Source organism: Nannocystis bainbridge (genome assembly GCF_028368995.1).
Taxonomy (GTDB): Bacteria; Myxococcota_A; Polyangia; order Nannocystales; family Nannocystaceae; genus Nannocystis; species Nannocystis bainbridge.
Genome location: NZ_JAQNDL010000002.1, coordinates 685,128 through 701,713, shown reverse-complemented (window position 1 = coordinate 701,713; position 16,586 = coordinate 685,128). Strand labels below are relative to the sequence as shown.

At 68.8% G+C, this 16,586-nt stretch carries 13 protein-coding genes; 1 reads left to right on the top strand and 12 read right to left on the bottom strand.

The window, feature by feature from the left end; genetic code table 11:
* Positions 1 to 3 precede the first annotated feature (3 nt).
* The 12 genes from POL25_RS20390 to POL25_RS20335 form a co-directional block, all read right to left on the bottom strand.
* Positions 4 to 1,374 (bottom strand): type II secretion system minor pseudopilin, encoded by a 1,371-nt coding sequence (locus POL25_RS20390; RefSeq protein WP_272087785.1) that lies wholly within the window; start codon positions 1,372 to 1,374, stop codon positions 4 to 6.
* A gap of 13 nt (positions 1,375 to 1,387) precedes the next feature.
* Positions 1,388 to 2,083 (bottom strand): PulJ/GspJ family protein, encoded by a 696-nt coding sequence (locus POL25_RS20385; RefSeq protein WP_272087784.1) that lies wholly within the window; start codon positions 2,081 to 2,083, stop codon positions 1,388 to 1,390.
* A gap of 26 nt (positions 2,084 to 2,109) precedes the next feature.
* Positions 2,110 to 2,874 carry a type IV pilus modification PilV family protein gene (locus POL25_RS20380; protein WP_272087783.1) on the bottom strand — a complete coding sequence of 255 codons (765 nt, stop codon included), beginning with the start codon at positions 2,872 to 2,874 and terminating at the stop codon, positions 2,110 to 2,112.
* A gap of 1 nt (position 2,875) precedes the next feature.
* Entirely contained in the window at positions 2,876 to 3,859 is a 984-nt protein-coding gene (locus POL25_RS20375) for a pilus assembly FimT family protein (RefSeq protein WP_272087782.1), read from the bottom strand.
* A gap of 47 nt (positions 3,860 to 3,906) precedes the next feature.
* Positions 3,907 to 4,353, bottom strand: coding sequence for a type II secretion system protein GspG (locus POL25_RS20370; RefSeq protein WP_272087781.1), 447 nt, complete (start codon positions 4,351 to 4,353; stop codon positions 3,907 to 3,909).
* 26 nt (positions 4,354 to 4,379) lie between these two features.
* Positions 4,380 to 5,621 carry a type II secretion system inner membrane protein GspF gene (gene gspF / locus POL25_RS20365; protein WP_272087780.1) on the bottom strand — a complete coding sequence of 414 codons (1,242 nt, stop codon included), beginning with the start codon at positions 5,619 to 5,621 and terminating at the stop codon, positions 4,380 to 4,382.
* A gap of 6 nt (positions 5,622 to 5,627) precedes the next feature.
* Positions 5,628 to 7,469 carry a GspE/PulE family protein gene (locus POL25_RS20360; RefSeq protein ID WP_272087779.1) on the bottom strand — a complete coding sequence of 614 codons (1,842 nt, stop codon included), beginning with the start codon at positions 7,467 to 7,469 and terminating at the stop codon, positions 5,628 to 5,630.
* A 25-nt stretch (positions 7,470 to 7,494) separates the two neighbouring features.
* Positions 7,495 to 9,879: a type II secretion system secretin GspD gene (gene gspD / locus POL25_RS20355; protein WP_272087778.1), complete on the bottom strand. Its 2,385-nt coding sequence runs from the start codon at positions 9,877 to 9,879 to the stop codon at positions 7,495 to 7,497.
* 32 nt (positions 9,880 to 9,911) lie between these two features.
* A complete protein-coding gene (gene gspC, locus POL25_RS20350; protein WP_272087777.1) occupies positions 9,912 to 10,973 on the bottom strand; it encodes a type II secretion system protein GspC in 1,062 nt (353 codons plus the stop codon).
* A gap of 9 nt (positions 10,974 to 10,982) precedes the next feature.
* Positions 10,983 to 12,392 carry a sigma-54-dependent transcriptional regulator gene (locus POL25_RS20345; RefSeq protein WP_272087776.1) on the bottom strand — a complete coding sequence of 470 codons (1,410 nt, stop codon included), beginning with the start codon at positions 12,390 to 12,392 and terminating at the stop codon, positions 10,983 to 10,985.
* Between the two features lie 169 nt (positions 12,393 to 12,561).
* Positions 12,562 to 13,680 (bottom strand): DNA methyltransferase, encoded by a 1,119-nt coding sequence (locus POL25_RS20340; protein ID WP_272087775.1) that lies wholly within the window; start codon positions 13,678 to 13,680, stop codon positions 12,562 to 12,564.
* A 101-nt stretch (positions 13,681 to 13,781) separates the two neighbouring features.
* Positions 13,782 to 15,689 (bottom strand): acyl-CoA dehydrogenase family protein, encoded by a 1,908-nt coding sequence (locus tag POL25_RS20335; protein ID WP_272087774.1) that lies wholly within the window; start codon positions 15,687 to 15,689, stop codon positions 13,782 to 13,784.
* 166 nt (positions 15,690 to 15,855) lie between these two features.
* Between POL25_RS20335 and POL25_RS20330 the strand changes: the two genes are divergently transcribed.
* Positions 15,856 to 16,584: a 2OG-Fe(II) oxygenase gene (locus tag POL25_RS20330; RefSeq protein ID WP_272087773.1), complete on the top strand. Its 729-nt coding sequence runs from the start codon at positions 15,856 to 15,858 to the stop codon at positions 16,582 to 16,584.
* Positions 16,585 to 16,586 lie beyond the last annotated feature (2 nt).

Below are 16,586 nucleotides of genomic sequence, written 5' to 3'. Positions count from 1 at the left end.
GAGTCAGTCCTCGCGCAGGTAGAGCCACGCGCCGGTGCCCTTCGCGCCCTCGCTGCGGACGAATTGCATGTCGTAGATGGCGGTGAGGCGCTTCTTGACCGCGCCGACCTCGGCGATGATCTCGATGCGATAGACCCGCTCGGGCGCGATGGTGGCGATGTCGCTGAGGCCGCCGAGCTGCTCGCCCGAGCCCTTGTCCTCTTCGCTGTTCTCGCGGATGTTCATGCCCTCGGGGATGCGCGGCAGGTTGGCCCGGTTCAGCGCCTGCGCGCTCGTGCCGCCGCCGCCGAGCGCGGCCATCGGGTTCATGAGCTTGTCGGGCTTCTCGACGAACTCCTTGAACGCCTTCATGTCGGAGAACAAGCTCATCGCCCGCGTGTCGACCACGTAGCGGGCCAGCGGCAGCGTCTTGATCAGGAAGTTCTCGCCCTCGGTCTTCCACTTGTCCTCTTCGGTGACCGAGTGGCGCAGCACCAGCGCGATCTGGTCGGCGCTGGCGAAGTTGAGGTTGACCTTGCAGGCGCCGTAGACGGTGATGTCGGCGGCGATCGCCGACATCAGGTCGTCGTCGACGCCCTGGACCAGGTGCAGCTCCTCGACGCTGTCGATCCGGGAGTTGCGCGGCTGGTACGGGTCGAAGATCTCGGTGTAGCGGTAGCGCTCCTGCGTCGACGACGAGGCCAGCTTGACCATGTCCCACGACTTGTTGTCCTCGTCGATGTAGTCGACGATCGCCTTGATGACGTCGGCCCGGGTGTAGCGCTGACCGTCGGCCTTCTCCTCGTCGAACAGCGGGTCGTAGAGGGTCGGCATCAGCATCGCCTCGAGCGTCTCGACGGTGCGCGCCTGCGAGTTGTCCTTGCCCTGCCCCGACGACGCCAGGCAGTTGACGTTGAGCTTGCCGCTCTCGGCCTCGACCCGGATCTCGAAGCCGCCGTGGTCGATGGCGAGGTCCTTGAAGGTCGAGTTGTCGAGGCCGACCAGCCCGGAGATGGCCTCGTGGCCGTCCTTCGAGCCGAACGCCGACATCAGGTACGGCGCGACCTGGGTGATGTCCCAGGTGCCGAGCATCTGCCGGAACTGCTTCTGGTTGAACACCATGCGCTGCAGCTCGAACAGCAGCAGCGACAGGCGCATCCCGCCGCGGGTCAGGTTGCGCGCCGAGATCTCGTCGCGCAGGTTGATCGCGGCCTGCCAGTCGACGCGCGTGGTGTAGCTGAACGAGGCGGTGAACGGCAGCAGCACCGCGATGCAGGCCAGGACCATCAGCAGGGCGATGCCGTGCTCCTTGCCGCCGCCGCGTCGACGCGCCACGCCGGACCTGACCTTACGGACATGTCTCTCGGGCGGGGTGTTGTCGGCGTCGACGGTCACGGCGGGGGGCCTTTCAGCGGGAGAAGTCGATGCGCTCCTGCATCGGGATGAGGGTCTGGGTGACGTACTTGACCTCTTTGCCGAGGTCCGCGTCCCACACGCCGAGCGTGATCTTGACGCGCTCGGGCAGGCGGTTGGGCTGCATGTCCTGCTTCATCGTCCGCCACTCGTCGCGCCACTCGATGCGCTTCACGTCCCAGTACTTGACGTCGAACGACTTGATGTCCTCGCAGAACACGTAGGCCGGGAAGAACTCCTCCATCTTCTCCGGGCGGTCGCCCATCAGCCGCCGCGACTCCCGCTTGTACAGGTGGGTGCGGTTGGCGTCGTTCGGGTCCTTGTAGAGGAAGTACTGGATCACCGACTGGTCGCTCTCGTTGGCGTCCTTGCGCATGCGGACGTGGGCGAACGCCGAGAACGTGAGGCTGTCGGAGTAGAACTGGTCGCGGCCCTCGAACAGCGTGAAGTGCAGGTCCTCGACCGGCGGCCGGTTGTGCGACAGGTACGCCAGCGAGATCTCGGTGCCCATGCGCGCCAGGCAGTTGCGCAGCACCGCGTACTTCTGCTGGGTCTTCTCGGCGGTGCGCATGCTCTGCGCGGTGGTGCTGAAGCTGGCGTAGACCGAGGCGGTCATCATCGTCATCATCGTCACCGCGACGAGGATCTCGACCAGCGACAGGCCGCGTTGACGGGCTGTCCGCGAGGACATGTTCGAAGCGCCAGGAACGAAGGTGCTCATCGCCGCCCGCCTCCCATGCCCATGTTGGAGCCCGTGGCGCCGCCCGCCGGCTGCCGGCCCGCGCCGCCGCCGGTCGAAGGCGTGCCGGTGCCGCTGCCGGCGCCGCCGCTGCCGCCCTGCGGCTTGTCGTCGCCGAGGTCGCCCTCCTTCGCCTCGCCGCCGAGGCCGGGCAGCTGCTTGAGCTTCTCCGGGTCGGCCCAGAAGGTGTTGACGACGAACTCCTCGTCGAGGTTGCCGTTCTTCCACTTGACGGTGCACTTGACCTTGCGGATCGAGCGCTCGATGGCCTGCTTGACCGGGGTCCAGACCATGCCGAGCGCCGTGAACGCCTGATCGGCGGCGCTGCGGTAGTACATGCTGCTCTCGCCGCGGTTGGCCCGGTCGGTGTCGTCCTTGGCCGCGCGCAGCTCGGTGAACTCGGGCAGCTTGAGGAAGTCGACGATGCACTTGTACTTGACGTCAGGCCAGCCCTGGTCGGCGAAGGTGCCCTCGTAGAACTTGTCCTCGAGCACCCAGCCGCCCTCCTTGCGGACGATGTACTCGGTCTCGATCAGCTGGTAGTCGGCCAGGAACGCGACCGAGGTGATGGTCTGCGCGTAGCGGGTGGCGCGCAGGCTGGCCATCTGCGACGTCAGCATCGAGGTCAGCGACAGCGACAGCACGGCCATGGCGATCATGACCTCGAGCAGGGTGAAGCCGGCGGCGGCGTAGCGCTGCTCGGGCGGGCGCAGGCGCGGACGAGGGGTGCGGGGCGCGGTCATGTCAGAACGCCCTCCGGTTCATCCTCTTGCCGAGGTCGTCGCGGATGGTGGTCGGATCGTCGGGCAGCGCCAGGTCGACGTGGCCCTCCTTGATCTCGACGCGGCCGGTCAGCGGCTTGACGATGATCGTGAACTCGTTCTCCGGGTTGGCGACCTCTTGCACGTGGATGTGCGCCTGCTGGGTGTGGCCCTGCGGGAAGAAGAACAGGCTCGCCTCGCCCTTGGTGATCGGCTTGAGGTCCTCGGCGGTGCGTACGGCGATGACCTTGACCTCGGGCGGGAACTTGAACGGCTTGCGCAGCTCCGACAGGCTGTTGTCGTCCTCGAAGGCGCCGAAGATCGGCGGCTTGCGCCGCGGGACCTTCTTCGGCGGGGTGATGTACTTGTCGAGCGAGCCGGCCGACGCCGGGGTGCTCGGCTTGGCCGCGCCGGCCGCCGCGGGCTGCCCGGGGGCTGCGGGCGTGCCCGCCTTGGTCGGCTGCCCCGGCGTACCTGGCCCTTGAGACACGTTCGCCATCGGCTGGCCGAGCGGGCCCATGGTCTGGCCGGGCTTGCCGACCGGCGCGCCCTTGACCGCGTCGAGCACCCGCGCCTGCAGCGAGCGGTTGTAGTTCTCCTCGGCCCGCTTGTCCCGCTCCTCGCGCTCCTTCACCTTGCCCGGGTCGACCATCACGATGCGCCCGTAGCGATCGGTGGCCGGCAGGTACATGCGGTCGTCGCCGCGCTGCATGGTGAAGCTGTTCTTGTCGATGTCGATGAGGAGCCGGTAGTAGGTGCCGGTGACGCGGGCCTTGTTGTAGGCGAAGCGGATCGTGTTGGCGAGCTGGTTGGTGACGCGGGCCACCTGCGCCTGCTTGCTGGCGCCGAGGCCCGTGATCACGGAGCCGATCAGCAGCGCGAGGATCCCCATGACCACGAGGACCTCGATCAGCGTGAAGCCGAGGCTCCCTCGCCGCCGACGCGCTGCTGTGATGGGGCTCCGCACGGTCATGACGGTCCTCGCGGCGAGAGAGCGAACGGGCTAGCGCCCGCTCACTTCTTCTCCTCCTTGGCGGCCTCGATCTCCTTGAGGTCCTCCCAGCTGTTGACGTCGTCGCCGCCCGCCGGCTTCTTGTCGGGGCCGTTGGAGGTGACGTCGACCGGACCGTGCTGGCCGGGGCAGACCAGGATGTACTCCTCGCCCCACGGGTCCTTCTTGACGCGCGCCGTGACGCCGGCGGCCTTGAGGTCCGCCATGGTCTTCGGGCACTTGTCGTTCTTCTGCAGCATGTACTGCTCGCTGAGCTTCTGGATCTCGACCACCTCGTTGTAGGCGATCTTGACCTTGGAGTCCGAGAGCGCGTTGAAGGCGACGACGCTGACGCCACCGACGATGAGGCCGATGATCGCCAGCACGACGAGGATCTCGATCAGCGTCATGCCGCGGCTGTTGCGGCGGCGGCGGATGGCCTGGCGGACGGTGTGAAGTTGCGGGTTCATGGGTGGTCTCTCCTGAGGTACTCGGGCTACTGCGCGGCCATTTCGTTGAGCATCATGATCGGCTGCATGATCGAGAACACGATGAAGCCGACGCTGCCGCCCATGAAGACGATCATGAGGGGCTCCAGCAGCGCGGTCATGCGCGTGAGGGCGGTGTTGACCTCGCGGTCGTAGGCGTTGGCGACGTCGGTCAGCATCTGCTCGAGCTGGCCGGAGCGCTCGCCGACCGCGATCATGTGCGTCACCAGGGCGGGGAACTCGCCGCTGCGCTTGAGCGCCGGGGCGATGCCCTCGCCCTCGCGGATGTTGTCGCGCGCGGTGGCGACGACCTTCTCGAGCACCCAGTTGCCGAGCAGCGCGCGCACGATGTCGAGCGCCGCGAGCAGTTGCACGCCGCTGGCGAGCATGGTCGCAAGTGTACGGGCGAACCGCGCGATGGCCAGCTTACGCGCGAGGTCGCCGACGATCGGCATCTTGAGCAAGATCGTGTCGCCGGTCGCGCGGCCGATGTCGGTCTTGCGCCAGCGGCGGAACAGCCAGACGAGGCCGAACATGCCGATCAAGATCATGACCCACCACGAGGCGATGAACTCGCTGAGCCAGATCAGGAACGCGGTGTTCCACGGCAGGTCCGCGTTCATGCCCTCGAACATCTCCGTGATCTGCGGGACCACGTTGAGCATCAGCATGGTGATGATGCCGCCCGACAGCACGGTCATGATCGCCGGGTAGATCATCGCCGAGGTGACCTTGCCCTTCAGCTCCTCCTGCTGATCCATGAAGTCGGCGATGCGCAGGAGCACGGTCTCGAGCGAGCCGGACGCCTCGCCCGCGCGGACCATGTTGATGAACAGCGGCTGGAACACGTCGGGGTAGCGGGCGCAGGCGTCGGCCAGCGAGCTGCCCTCGTTGACCTTGTTGGCGACGTCGCTGAGGATGCCCTTGAGCCGCCGGCTCTCGCTCTGCTCGGTGATCGCCGACAGCGACTCGGGCAGCGTGACGCCGGCGCACAGCAGCGTGGCCAGCAGCCGCGTCGTCCGCGAGACCGTCTTCTGCGACACGCGGTCGAACAGCGCCCCGAGGTCGACCTCGCGGCCCATGCCCGCGCCGCCCGCCGAGGCCACCTGCGCCGTGGTCTCGCTGACCGCGGTGAGGAAGATGCCGACGCGCTTGAGGTTGGCCTTGAGCGCGCCGACCGTGTCGGCCGACTCGACGCCCTTGACCGTCTTGCCGTCCTTGCGAAGGCCCGTATACGCGTACGCCGGCATGCTCGGTTACGACTCCACCGAGGTCGCGCGCAGGACCTCGTCGAGGGTGCTGATGCCGCAGACGACCTTGTGCGCGCCGTCGTCGCGGAGCGTGCGGAGGCCCTGGGCCAGCGCCGCCTGCTTGATCTGCATGGCGTCGGCGTTGCGGATCGCCAGCCGGCGCACCTCTTCGGTGACCATGAGGACCTCGTACACGCCGGTTCGCCCGGAGTAGCCGCTGCCCTGGCACTTGTCGCAGCCGACGGCGCGGTAGACGTGCCCGCGCGGCGGCAACCGCCGCGGCTCGGCCACGGACAAAGGCATGGCCTCGCCGTTCTCGTCGCGCACCGGCACCTTCAGCGCCTGCTCGCCGGCGTAGAAGGCGGCGGGGATGATGCCGATCTCCTCGAGCTCGGACGCGAGCGGCCGGTACGGCTCGCAGCAGTGCACGCACACGCGGCGGATCAGGCGCTGGGCCTGCAGCGCGACCAGCGACGAGGCGACCAGGAACGGCTGCACGCCCATGTCGACCAGGCGGGTGATGCCGGTGGCGGCGTCGTTGGTGTGGATGGTGCTGAGCACCAAGTGACCGGTGAGCGACGCCTGGATCGCGATCTCGGCGGTCTCGACGTCGCGGATCTCGCCGACCATGATGACGTCGGGGTCGTGACGCAGGAAGGAGCGCAGGCCGGCCGCGAAGGTCAGGTTGATCTTGCTCTGGACCTGGACCTGCGAGATGCCGGCGAGCTGGTACTCGACCGGATCCTCGACGGTGAGGATGTTGAGGTCGGGCGTGTTGATCTCGGTCAGCGCCGAGTAGAGCGTGGTCGTCTTGCCCGAGCCGGTCGGACCGGTGACGAGGAAGATGCCGTGCGGCCGGTTGATGACGTCGCGGATCATCCGCAGGTGGTCGGCCGCGATGCCGATGTTGTCGAGCTTGAGCGCGACGGCCGACTTGTCGAGGAGACGGACGGTGATGCGCTCGCCGTGCGCGGTGGGCACGGTGGCGACGCGCATGTCGACCTCCTTGCCGGCGATCTTGCGGCGGATACGACCGTCCTGCGGCAGCCGCTTCTCGGCGATGTTGAGGCCGGCCATGATCTTGACGCGGGCGATGACCGAGGGAAGGTGGGCCTTGGGGGCCCGCTTGACCTCGTGCAGCACGCCGTCGACGCGGTTGCGGACGATGATCTCCTTGTCGCCCGGCTCGATGTGGATGTCGCTGGCCTTCTCCTTCGAGGCGTTGAAGATCAGGCTGTTGACGAAGCGGATGATCGGCGCGTCCTCGGCCGAGGCGTGCAGGATGTCCTCGTCCTCCTCCTCGTACTCGGCGTCCTTCTTCTCGAGGTCGACGTCCTTGGTCCGCCGCGCGTAGGTGCGGTTGATCATCTCGAGGACGTTCGACTCGGGCATCAGCGTGACGTCGACGTCGGCCTCGTAGAGGGTGCCCAGGTCGTCGAGGTCGAGCAGCCGCAGCGGGTCGGCCGCGTAGACGCTGAGCACGCCGAGCTCGCGGTCGAGGCGGTACGGCAGGACCTTGTTGGCGCGCGCGTACTGGATCGGCAGCTGCTCGACAAGCTCGTCCTGGATCTCGCCGATCTCGACGTTCTCGCGGGCAGGCAGGCCGAACTGGCGCGCCAGCCCACGCGCGAGGTCCCACTCGCTGCAGTGCTTGAGCCGCACCAGCGTCTCGCCGATCTTCTCGCCCTCGAGGTGCTGCGCCCGCAGGCCCTCGGCCAGCGCCTCGGCGGTGACGCAGCCCATCTCGATGAGGATCTCGCCGAGCGGGCGCGAGAGCGGACGGACCCCGAGCGGCGCGATCGTCGGGCCGGCGTTGCGTTCTGCGGTGGTCTTGAGGGCGGTGTCCATGGGCGTGTCCGACTTCAGGATAGCTTCAGGGCTCGCGGCGGATCACCGGCGCCGGATTCACCGTCGGGGTCGGCGACCCGCCGCCCCCGCCCTCGCCGCCGACGTTGTCGTCAGCCGCGGCCGAGCGCGGGCTCAGGCCGAGCTCGCCAGTGATGATCTCGCGCCGCATCTCTTCCTCGGCGCGACGCAGCAGCAGCTCCTCCTGCTCCATGCGCCGGGCCTCCTTGTCGATCGAGGCCAAGATGCCGGATTTCTTGCGGTAGTTGATGTTGCTCTTGAGCTCGCGCTTGCGGAAGTTGGTCTCGCGCTCGATGAATTCGAGCCGCTCCTTGTCGCGCCGCTCGTGGATCCGGCGCACGTCGTCGGGGCTGTCGATGATGTGCGGGACCATGACGAGGAGGAGGTTGATCTTCTCCTTCTCCTTGACGCGGTTCTTGAACAGCCAGCCCAGGAGCGGGATCGAACCGAGGCCGGGGACCTGCTTGACGTTCTCGCTCTCGCGGTCGCGGATGAGGCCGCCGAGCACGACCGGCTGACCGTCGCGGCCGACGATCTTGTCGAGCTTGATGCGCCGCTTGGTGGTGGTGACGCCGAGCACCGGGTCCTTCTCGGTGATGTCGCGGTCCTCGACCTCGACGTCCATCGTCACGTTGCGCTCGTCGTTGATGTACGGCTTGACCTTGATGCGCAGGGTGACGTCCTGGCGCTCGACCGACTGCAGCGGGACCAGGCCGGTGCCGCCGCCGCCACCTGCCCCGAAGGACAGGGCGCCCGGGGTCGGGACGTTGCGGCCGACCTCGATGGTGGCCTCCTGGTTATCGGCCGCGTACATGTGCGGCTCGCTGACGACGTTGACGTCGCTGTTGCTCTGCAGCGCCTGGATGACGGCGCCGAAGGCGGGCACGTCGCGGCCGGTGCCGAGGATGGTGCCCGAGTTGAGCAGCGGGGGGCCGATGAGGCCGAGAGTGAAGTTCTTCAGCGAGTCGGGCGAGAGCAGCAGCGAGTTGAGCGCGGGCGTCGGGGCGCTGCTCACCAGGCCGATCGCGGTGCCCTCGGTGCCACCGAGGCTGGTGCTGATCGGGTAGCCGAAGTGGCCGCCGGCGCCGGCGTCGGTCTGATGCTTGATGCTCACCTCGAGCATGTAGATCTCGATGTAGAGCTGGCGCCGCTCGCGGTCGAGCTTCTCGATCACGGGCTCGAGGTTCTTGTAGTCGCCCGCGGAGGCGATGATGACGAGCGAGCGCGTCGCAGGATCGGGCGTGACCTTGACGTCGCCCGAGAACAGGTCGGCGCTGACGGGGTTGCCCGCGGGCGGCTTCTGCCCGCCCTGCGCCGAGGCCTGGGCGGCCTGCTTGGCGCCGGTGGCCAGCTGCGAGAGCACCTGCGCGACCTCGGTGGCGTCGGCGTTCTTGAGCTTGTAGACGTGGATCCGGCCGCCGCCGCCGGGCAGCTTGACGTCGAGGCGCTCGATCAGCTTGCGGATGACGAAGTAGTCGGACTCGGTGGTGACGATGATGAGGGTGCTGCTGCGCTCGTCGACGATGACGCGGCTGATCGCCGAGTCCGTCGCGCCGCCGCCCCCGCCCCCGCCCCCGCTGGCCCGCCGACCGGCGCGGCCGGCCCCCGCGCCGCCGGTGCTGCCGCCGCCGCCGCCGCTGGCCTTGGACTCGCCGAAGATGTCGCGGATGATCTGCGCGACCTCCTCGGCGTTGGCGTACTGCAGCTGGTAGAAGAAGATCTTCTCGCTGCCCATCGGCTGATCGAGCTCGGCGACGAAGGTCTCGAGCCGCCGCACCATCGAGCCCTTGTCGGTGATGATGACGAGGTTACCGACCAGGTCGACGCTGCCCGACTTGCTCTTGAGCTGGCCGAGGACGTCGCTGATCTCCTTGCTGTTGCCGTGCTTGACGCGCAGCAGCTTGGTGACGAAGCGGTCGCTGTTGGGCGCGCTGGCGTCGTCGCCGTAGGTCGGCAGGGTGCGGTTCTTGGCGTCGGTGGTCTCGACGATCTTGAAGTACCGACCCGAGGGCTCGACGGTCAGGCCCATCGTCTCGAGCGCGGCGTAGAAGGCGGCGTACGCCTCCTCGGCCGTGACCGGCTCGGGCGACAGGATCGTCACCTTGCCGGACCGCACCTTGCGGTCCCAGATGAACTTCTGACACGTGATCGACATGATCCAGTTGACGAGATCCTCGAGCTCGGTCTCCTTCGGCAACGTGATCGTGAACTTGGCCCCGCGCGGGGTCTTCTTGCACGTGTTGAACGGGATCGGGCCGCCGCCGGGCGTACCGCCGCCTTCGTCGCCGATCAGCTCGCCGCCGCGGCTGCCGGTGGTCGGGTCCTGCGTGGACGCGGAGACGGAGGTCGGGCCGAGGGTGAGTGCGGCGAAACCGAGAGAGACGAGGCCCAAGGCATTCGGGCGGATCGGGGTGCTACGCGCGGTCATTGGATCGTGATGTCCTTGGTGATCGACTCGCCCTTGCGCTCAATCGTGACCTGGAGGTTGCTGGCGCTGCGCATCTTGGTCAAAAGGCCCATGACCTGGTCGACCGACTTCAGCTCGATGCCGTTGACCGAGGTGAGGAGGTCGCCGTTCTTCATGCCGAGCAGCTTGGGCAGGCTGCCCGGGCGGATCCCGTAGAACTTGAAGCCCTTGGTCTCGCCGTCCTTGATCGACGGCATCACCCGCGCCTGCTTGGTCAGCGCGGCGGGGTTGGCGAACAGGCTGTCGATGAACATGCGATCGACGGTGCACGAGTTCTCGCTCTCGCACTTGATCGCGTCCTCGGCCCCGGGCAGCGCGCCCGCGGCCGGCGGGGCGTCTTCCTTCTTTTCGGCCACCTGCAACGGCTTGGCCGAGGGCTTCGGCGGCTCGACGCCGAGCTCGATGTACTCGAGCGCGCCGCCGTTCTTGACGTGCACGAGGCTGCGCTCGACGCTGACGAGGTAGACGCCCGTACGGATGCGATCGCCGGGCCAGTAAGGGCCGACGCTGCCGTCCTCTTCGTCGCGGATGGTCGCCCACGAGTACTCGGGCATGTTGGTCTCCATCGTGGCGATGAGCCGCAGCGGCTGCGTGCACGGTCCCTCGCCCGGCTGCTTGCCGCCCGCGACCTGGGGCAGGTCGCCGGGGCCGAGGTCGGGCGTGATCACGGAGCCGCCGGGGCCGGTCTCGGGCGTGACGACCTTGGTGCAGGTCGGGCAGAACAGGTTGAGCGAGAGGATGGTCTGCGTGACCTTGTTGCGGTCGGCGGCGCTCGGCCCACGCGAGGGGCTCGACATCAACCGTGGGTTGATGATCGGCTTGTCCTCCTCGTCCTCTTCCTCGTCCTTGACGGCGCCGTCGGTGTCGGTGCCGCCGGTCGCCTCCACCTCGTCGCTCGGCGGATCGTAGATGTACGAGGTGCCGAGCCAGGTGGTGACCGCCGACGCGGCGAACGCAGCGGCGACGCTCAGGCCGAGCGCCTTGACGACCCAGAAGTGCTGCTTGAAGACGGCTTCCATCGCTCTCCGCTAGTGGATGACCTCGTCGCTCTCCGACTCGACGCGCGGCGCGGGCTCGGCAGGCTGCGCGCCGGACTCGAGCTTGCGGTAGATCGTGCGGGTGGCGATGCCGAGCAGGTCGGCGGCCAGCCGCTTGTCGCCGCGGGTGAACTTTAGCGTCTCCGTGATCATCCGGCGCTCGACCTCCTCCAGCGGGGTCCCGACCGAGAATGTGATCTGACGCCCATGGCCGGCCTGCGGGTCGCGCAGCTCGGGCGGGAGGTCGCTCTCGTCGACGAGGCCGCCGCGGCACAGCACGACCGCGCGCTCGACCGCGTTCTCCATCTCGCGCACGTTGCCGGGCCAGCCGTAGTTGCCCATGCGGTACAGCGCGGCCTCGGTGAAGCCCGACACCGGCTTGCCGTGCTTGCCGGCGAAGATGCGCAGGAAGTGATCCGCGAGCAGCGGGACGTCCTCGAGGCGATCGCGGAGCGGGGGCACGCGAATCGGGATGACGTTGATGCGATAGAAAAGATCCTCGCGGAAGCGCCCGGCCTTCACTTCCTCCGAGAGGTCGCGGTTGGTGGCGCAGATCAAGCGGACGTCGACCTTCGAGAGGCGCCCGCCGACCGGCTCGATCTCACCCTCCTGCAGCGCGCGCAGCAGCTTGACCTGGATGTGCAGCGGGATCTCGCCGATCTCGTCGAGGAACAGCGTGCCGGTGTGGGCCTCGAGGAAGCGGCCCTCGCGGGCCCGCACGGCGCCGGTGAAGGCGCCCTTCTCGTGGCCGAACAGCTCGCTCTCGAGGATCGACTCCGGCAGCGCGGCGCAGTTGGTCGGCACCAGCGCCCGGGCGGCGCGCGGGCTGTGCTGCTGGATGTAGCGGGCGAACAGCTCCTTGCCGGTGCCGCTCTCGCCGAGCAGCAGCACGGTCGCCGACGAGCCCGCGGCCTGGCGCGCCATGTCGAGGGCGGCCCGCAGCACCTGGCTGTTGCCGACGATCGGCCGGTTGGTCGCGGCGGCCAGCTGGGCCTTGAGCTCGCGGTTTTCGGCGACCAGCGCGTGCTTGTCGAGCGCCTTCTGCACGGCGGCGATGATCGCGGCGCGCTTGAGCGGCTTGGAGATGAAGTCGTAGGCGCCGAGCTTCATCGCCCCGACGGCGTTCTCGACGGTGCCGTAGGCGGTCATCATGATCACCTCGACCTCGGGCGTCAGCGCCTTGACCGCCTTGAGCAGGTCCTCGCCGGTCATGCCCGGCATGCGCAGGTCGGTGATCATCACCTGCACCGGGACGGTCCGCAGGATGTCGAGCGCCTGCTGTCCGCTCGAGGCTGTCCGAACGGCCATGTTCTCCTTGGCCAGCACCTTCTGCAGCGCGTCGAGGATGCTGGGCTCGTCGTCGACGACGAGGATGGTCGGGGTACGGGCGTTGCTGGTCATGGGCGCTCGAGTCGAAGCCGCGGTGTGCAATTCAGGGTCCCCGGCGAAAGACGAATGATTCTACGGCATCTCCTGGAGCCAGAACGGGTCTGTCACGCGCAATTGTCAGGCCGTCCGAGGCCGCTTGCCAAAATGGCAACCGCGCCTGGGCCGCGCGACGGTCGGCGCCTCAACCGCCGCCCCCCTGCCCCGGCTTGCGCGAGCGGCGAGCGGTCGGCCGGGCGGCGGGTTTGATGGCTGTCTCTCGGGACAGGTCGACGAGCGGCAGCTGGCGCGAGGATGATGGTGCTGTCTCGAGAGACAGGTCAATTTCGGGCGAGCGCGGGGCTGGCTTTTCGGACAGGTCGGTCGGCTTGGCGGCGGCACCGGCCGTGAAGTCGCGGACGCTGCGGATCGCCACCCGCCGCTTCTCGAACACGAGGAAGTACGAGTGGTTCTTACGCGCGTGGACCTGGACCTTGAGCCGGCTGACCCCGGGGCTGTTGGGGCGCACGAGCACGAACAGGTCCTTGCAGTAGAGACCGAGCGCCTCGCAGCCAGTGATCAGCTCGACGTGGGTAAGGCGCTGCTTGTTGGCGCTGACCTCGTCCTGGCACTTGACGATCAGGGTGCCGCCAGGCACGAGCACGCGCGCGGCTTCGCGGCAGGCCTTCTCGTAGAGGTCGACGACGGCGTCGTGCCACTTGGGCCCGGCCTCGGTGGCGGCGGCGGCCGAGTAGGCGCGGCGGAAGGCGGCGTGCGTGCCGGAGCCGGCCATGTGATCGACGCTGCGGCGGTACATGCCCTCCATGTAGGGCGGATCGAGCACGACGCAGTCGAGGCTGACGTCGGCGTACGGCAGGGCGCGACAGTCGACGCCGCTCGTCAACTTCGCGCCGGCGCGCGCGGGGACGTCGGGCTTGAGGGCGATGTCGCTGGCGAGCAACCGGTAGCGACCCTCGGGGACGCGGCGCCAGAACACGCCGAGGCCGTAGGTGACGTCGGCGACGGTGCCGCCGGGGCGGACGTGCAGGCCGAGGATCTGGGCGAACAGCTCGGCGTTGTCGCCGACGCGCGCGGACACGACGACGTCGGCGGTGGCCACCCCACCCTGCACGCGACGCGCAGACGGGCGCGGCTCGGCGGGCGCCGTTTTGTCCTTCACGCGGCGCGCGGCGGGGCGCGGCTCGACGGGCACCGTTTTATCCTTCACGCGGCGCGCGGCGGGACGCGGCTCGGCGCTGGCCGCCCTACCCTGCACGCGGCGCGCGGCGGGGCGCGGCTCGGCGGTGCGGGAGCGGGCGGCCATGGGGGGCGGACGGTACCCGATCTCGCGCCGGCTGGCCCGAAATGCGCGCGCCGGCGCGACCTGCTCGCGGCAGGCCGGCCGGCGCCGTCATAGTCGTGAATTCAGCGGCCCGAGACGGCCTCGTCCTGCTGCTGCTCGCGGAGCTGGGCCAGGAGGCGGTCGCCGCGGGTCGTGATCTCCTCGAACAGGGCGTTGCAGCGGGGCTCGGCGCGCTCCAGCCAGCGCTCGAGGATGCTGCGGCGTTCGGGATGCCGGCGCGACTGCTCGAGGAGGATCTCGACGATCGCGACGTCGGCCATCAGGCGCGTCAGCCGCTCGGCGTGCAGCATGGCGTAGGCGAAGTCGCGCTTGGGGTCCCAGTTCTGGAAGAACTCCTTGGACCACTCGGCGATCTTGTGCTTGCCGAGGCCGCGCAGCTTGTCGGCGGCGGTGCGCTGGATCAGGTGCTGCTGGGACGCGAGCGACAGCGAGACCAGGCGAGCGACCCGGCGCTCGAGGGCGTCGAGGGCCGAGAGGCTGCGCCAGCGGGCCTGGGCGACGCGGGTGAGGAAGCGCTGCGGGTTGCGCATGATGCTGCTCATCGCGTCCTTCATCGCCATGAGCGACTGGATCTGGCTGGTGCCCTCGTAGATCGGCAGGACCATGGCGTCGCGCAGCAGCTTCTCGGCCCCGTACTCGCGGACGTAGCCGGCGCCGCCGAGGATCTGGATGCACTTGCGCGCCATCTCGACGGCCTTCTCGCTGGCGATGTACTTGAGCAACGGGGTGAGCCGGCGGGCCCGGTTGGCGTGGCGCTTGGCCTGCTTGAGCACGCGCGCGCGCTCGAGGCTGTCGGCGTCGGTGTCGAGGGTGCCCTGCATCTTGGTGCGCTGGTGCAGCTCCTCGTGGTAGGCGCACTGCATGGCGAGCGCGCGCAAGCCGAGGATCTCGGTCTGCATCTCGTCGAGGAAGTCGGCGATCATCTCGTGGCGATCGATCGACTTGCCCATGCTGCGGCGCTCGGCCGCGTAGGCCTTGGCCTTGCGGTAGGCGGCCTCGCACAGGCCGATCGACTCGAAGCCGACGCCGACGCGGGCGTTGTTCATCAGCAGCAGCATGAGCTGGAAGCCCTCGCCGCGCTTGCCGAGCAGGCGCCCCGGCGCGCGCTCGAAGCTGACGGCGGCGGTGGCCGAGCCGTGGTGGCCGAGCTTCTCCTCGAGGCGGTCGATGACGGCGATCCGGCGCCGGGTCCCGTCGGGCATGTCCTCGTAGGCGGGGACGTGGAACAGCGACAGGCCGCCGAGGCCGGGCTTGTCGGGCTCGGTGCGGGCGATGACGATGTGGTGCTTGCCGTGGCCGGAGGTCAGGAAGATCTTCTGGCCGGTGATGAACCAGTTGCCCTCTTCGTCCTGCTCGGCGCGGGCCTGGAGCGCGGCCATGTCGCTGCCGGCGTCGGGCTCGGTGATGTCCATGCTGCCCCACGCGTCGCCGCGCAGGATCTCGGCGATCTCGGGCTGGAAGCGGGTGCCGGTGATGACGCGCTGCTCGCGGTCGAAGGTGGTCGAGCCCTCGTGCACCGAGTACAGAAGCAGCATCAGGGCGATGCCGCTGTAGAAGTTGTAGTGCGTCATGACGACGTTGTCGGCCCGCGCCATCAGCTCGCACACCATGAAGTGCACGACCGCCGGGCAGCCGATACCGCCGAGCTCGCGCGGCAGCGCCAGGCCGTGGAGGTCGAGGCCCTTGATCTGCTCGAACAGGGCGTCAGTCTCGGGCGCGAGGTGGCCCTCGCCGTCCTTCAGGGACACGCCCTTTTGATCGATGGCCATCGACCGCGGCGCGACCTGCTCGGCCGCGAACTCGCCGACCATGCCGAGGATGTCGCGATAGGCCGAGCGCGCCTCGTCGAGCGACGCGTAGCCGCCCGGGACGCGGAAGTCCTGCTCGACGAGCCCGACGATCGGGGCCCAGTCGAGCCCGCGATCCATGTAGAACTGGAGGTCTTCGTTGTCGTCGAAGTAGTTGGCCACGAAACGACACTAGCCGAGGCCGATATGCTGAGCAAGCTCAGGAAAAGTTGGTGCAGGCGACGGCCTGGAGGCGGTTTGGGCCGATGCAGCCAGCGCGCGAGGGGCGCCGCTCGGTCGAATGTCCGGACCGCGGAGGGCGTCGCGCCGGCGTGATAAAAGGAGGACCGTGAGCCGAGCCAAGGGCATGCGGAGCCGCGAGCACGAGTCGTTTCGTCGGGAGGCGACGTTTCACGCGGCGCCCCACGCGCTGACGGAGGCGGTGCTCGATGCGGACCGCGAGGCCGTCGCGCGCCGCGAAGAGGTGGCGCCCGGGGTGCATGTACTCCACGGGGTGATGTCGCCGAAGGAGTGCAAGCGGTTGATCGCGGCGGCCGAGGCGATCGGCTTCACGCACGCGGGCCTGGCGATCGGCGACGACACCTACCGCGTCAACCTGGCGGCGCGCAACAACCTGCGGGTGGTGTTCGACGCGCCGGCGCTGGCCGACGGGCTGTGGCAGCGGATCCGCGGGGTCGCGGGTCCGCAGCACGAGGGCGCGCCGGTGCGGGGGCTTAACTTTCGCTTCCGCGTGTATCGCTACGAGGTCGGGATGCGGTTCTCGCCGCACGTCGACGTCCGCACGGTGGTGCCGCTCGGCGAGACGCGCGAGTCGCTGGTCATCTTCTTGAACGCGGAGTTCGAGGGCGGCGAGACGCGGTTCTTCGAGGAGAAGGACAAGTCGCAGCGGCGCGGTCAGGGCCGCGGACGCAAGTTCGACAACAAGGTGAGGTTCGCGCTCAAGCCCGCCGTCGGCGGGGCGGTGGTGTTCGATCACCTGCTGCTCCACGAGGGCGCCGAGGTGACGGCCGGGGTGAAGTATGCGGTCCGCTCGGACCTGATCTACGGGCCGCGGTAGTC

What these genes read in the sequence shown, in the direction of transcription:
- POL25_RS20385 (WP_272087784.1), bottom strand. Translation starts at nt 2,083, where the DNA reads ATGTCCTCGCGGACAGCCCGTCAACGCGGCCTGTCGCTGGTCGAGATC.
- POL25_RS20380 (WP_272087783.1), bottom strand. Translation starts at nt 2,874, where the DNA reads ATGACCGCGCCCCGCACCCCTCGTCCGCGCCTGCGCCCGCCCGAGCAG.
- POL25_RS20370 (WP_272087781.1), bottom strand. Translation starts at nt 4,353, where the DNA reads ATGAACCCGCAACTTCACACCGTCCGCCAGGCCATCCGCCGCCGCCGC.
- gspF (WP_272087780.1), bottom strand. Translation starts at nt 5,621, where the DNA reads ATGCCGGCGTACGCGTATACGGGCCTTCGCAAGGACGGCAAGACGGTC.
- POL25_RS20360 (WP_272087779.1), bottom strand. Translation starts at nt 7,469, where the DNA reads ATGGACACCGCCCTCAAGACCACCGCAGAACGCAACGCCGGCCCGACG.
- gspC (WP_272087777.1), bottom strand. Translation starts at nt 10,973, where the DNA reads ATGGAAGCCGTCTTCAAGCAGCACTTCTGGGTCGTCAAGGCGCTCGGC.
- POL25_RS20345 (WP_272087776.1), bottom strand. Translation starts at nt 12,392, where the DNA reads ATGACCAGCAACGCCCGTACCCCGACCATCCTCGTCGTCGACGACGAG.
- POL25_RS20340 (WP_272087775.1), bottom strand. Translation starts at nt 13,680, where the DNA reads ATGGCCGCCCGCTCCCGCACCGCCGAGCCGCGCCCCGCCGCGCGCCGC.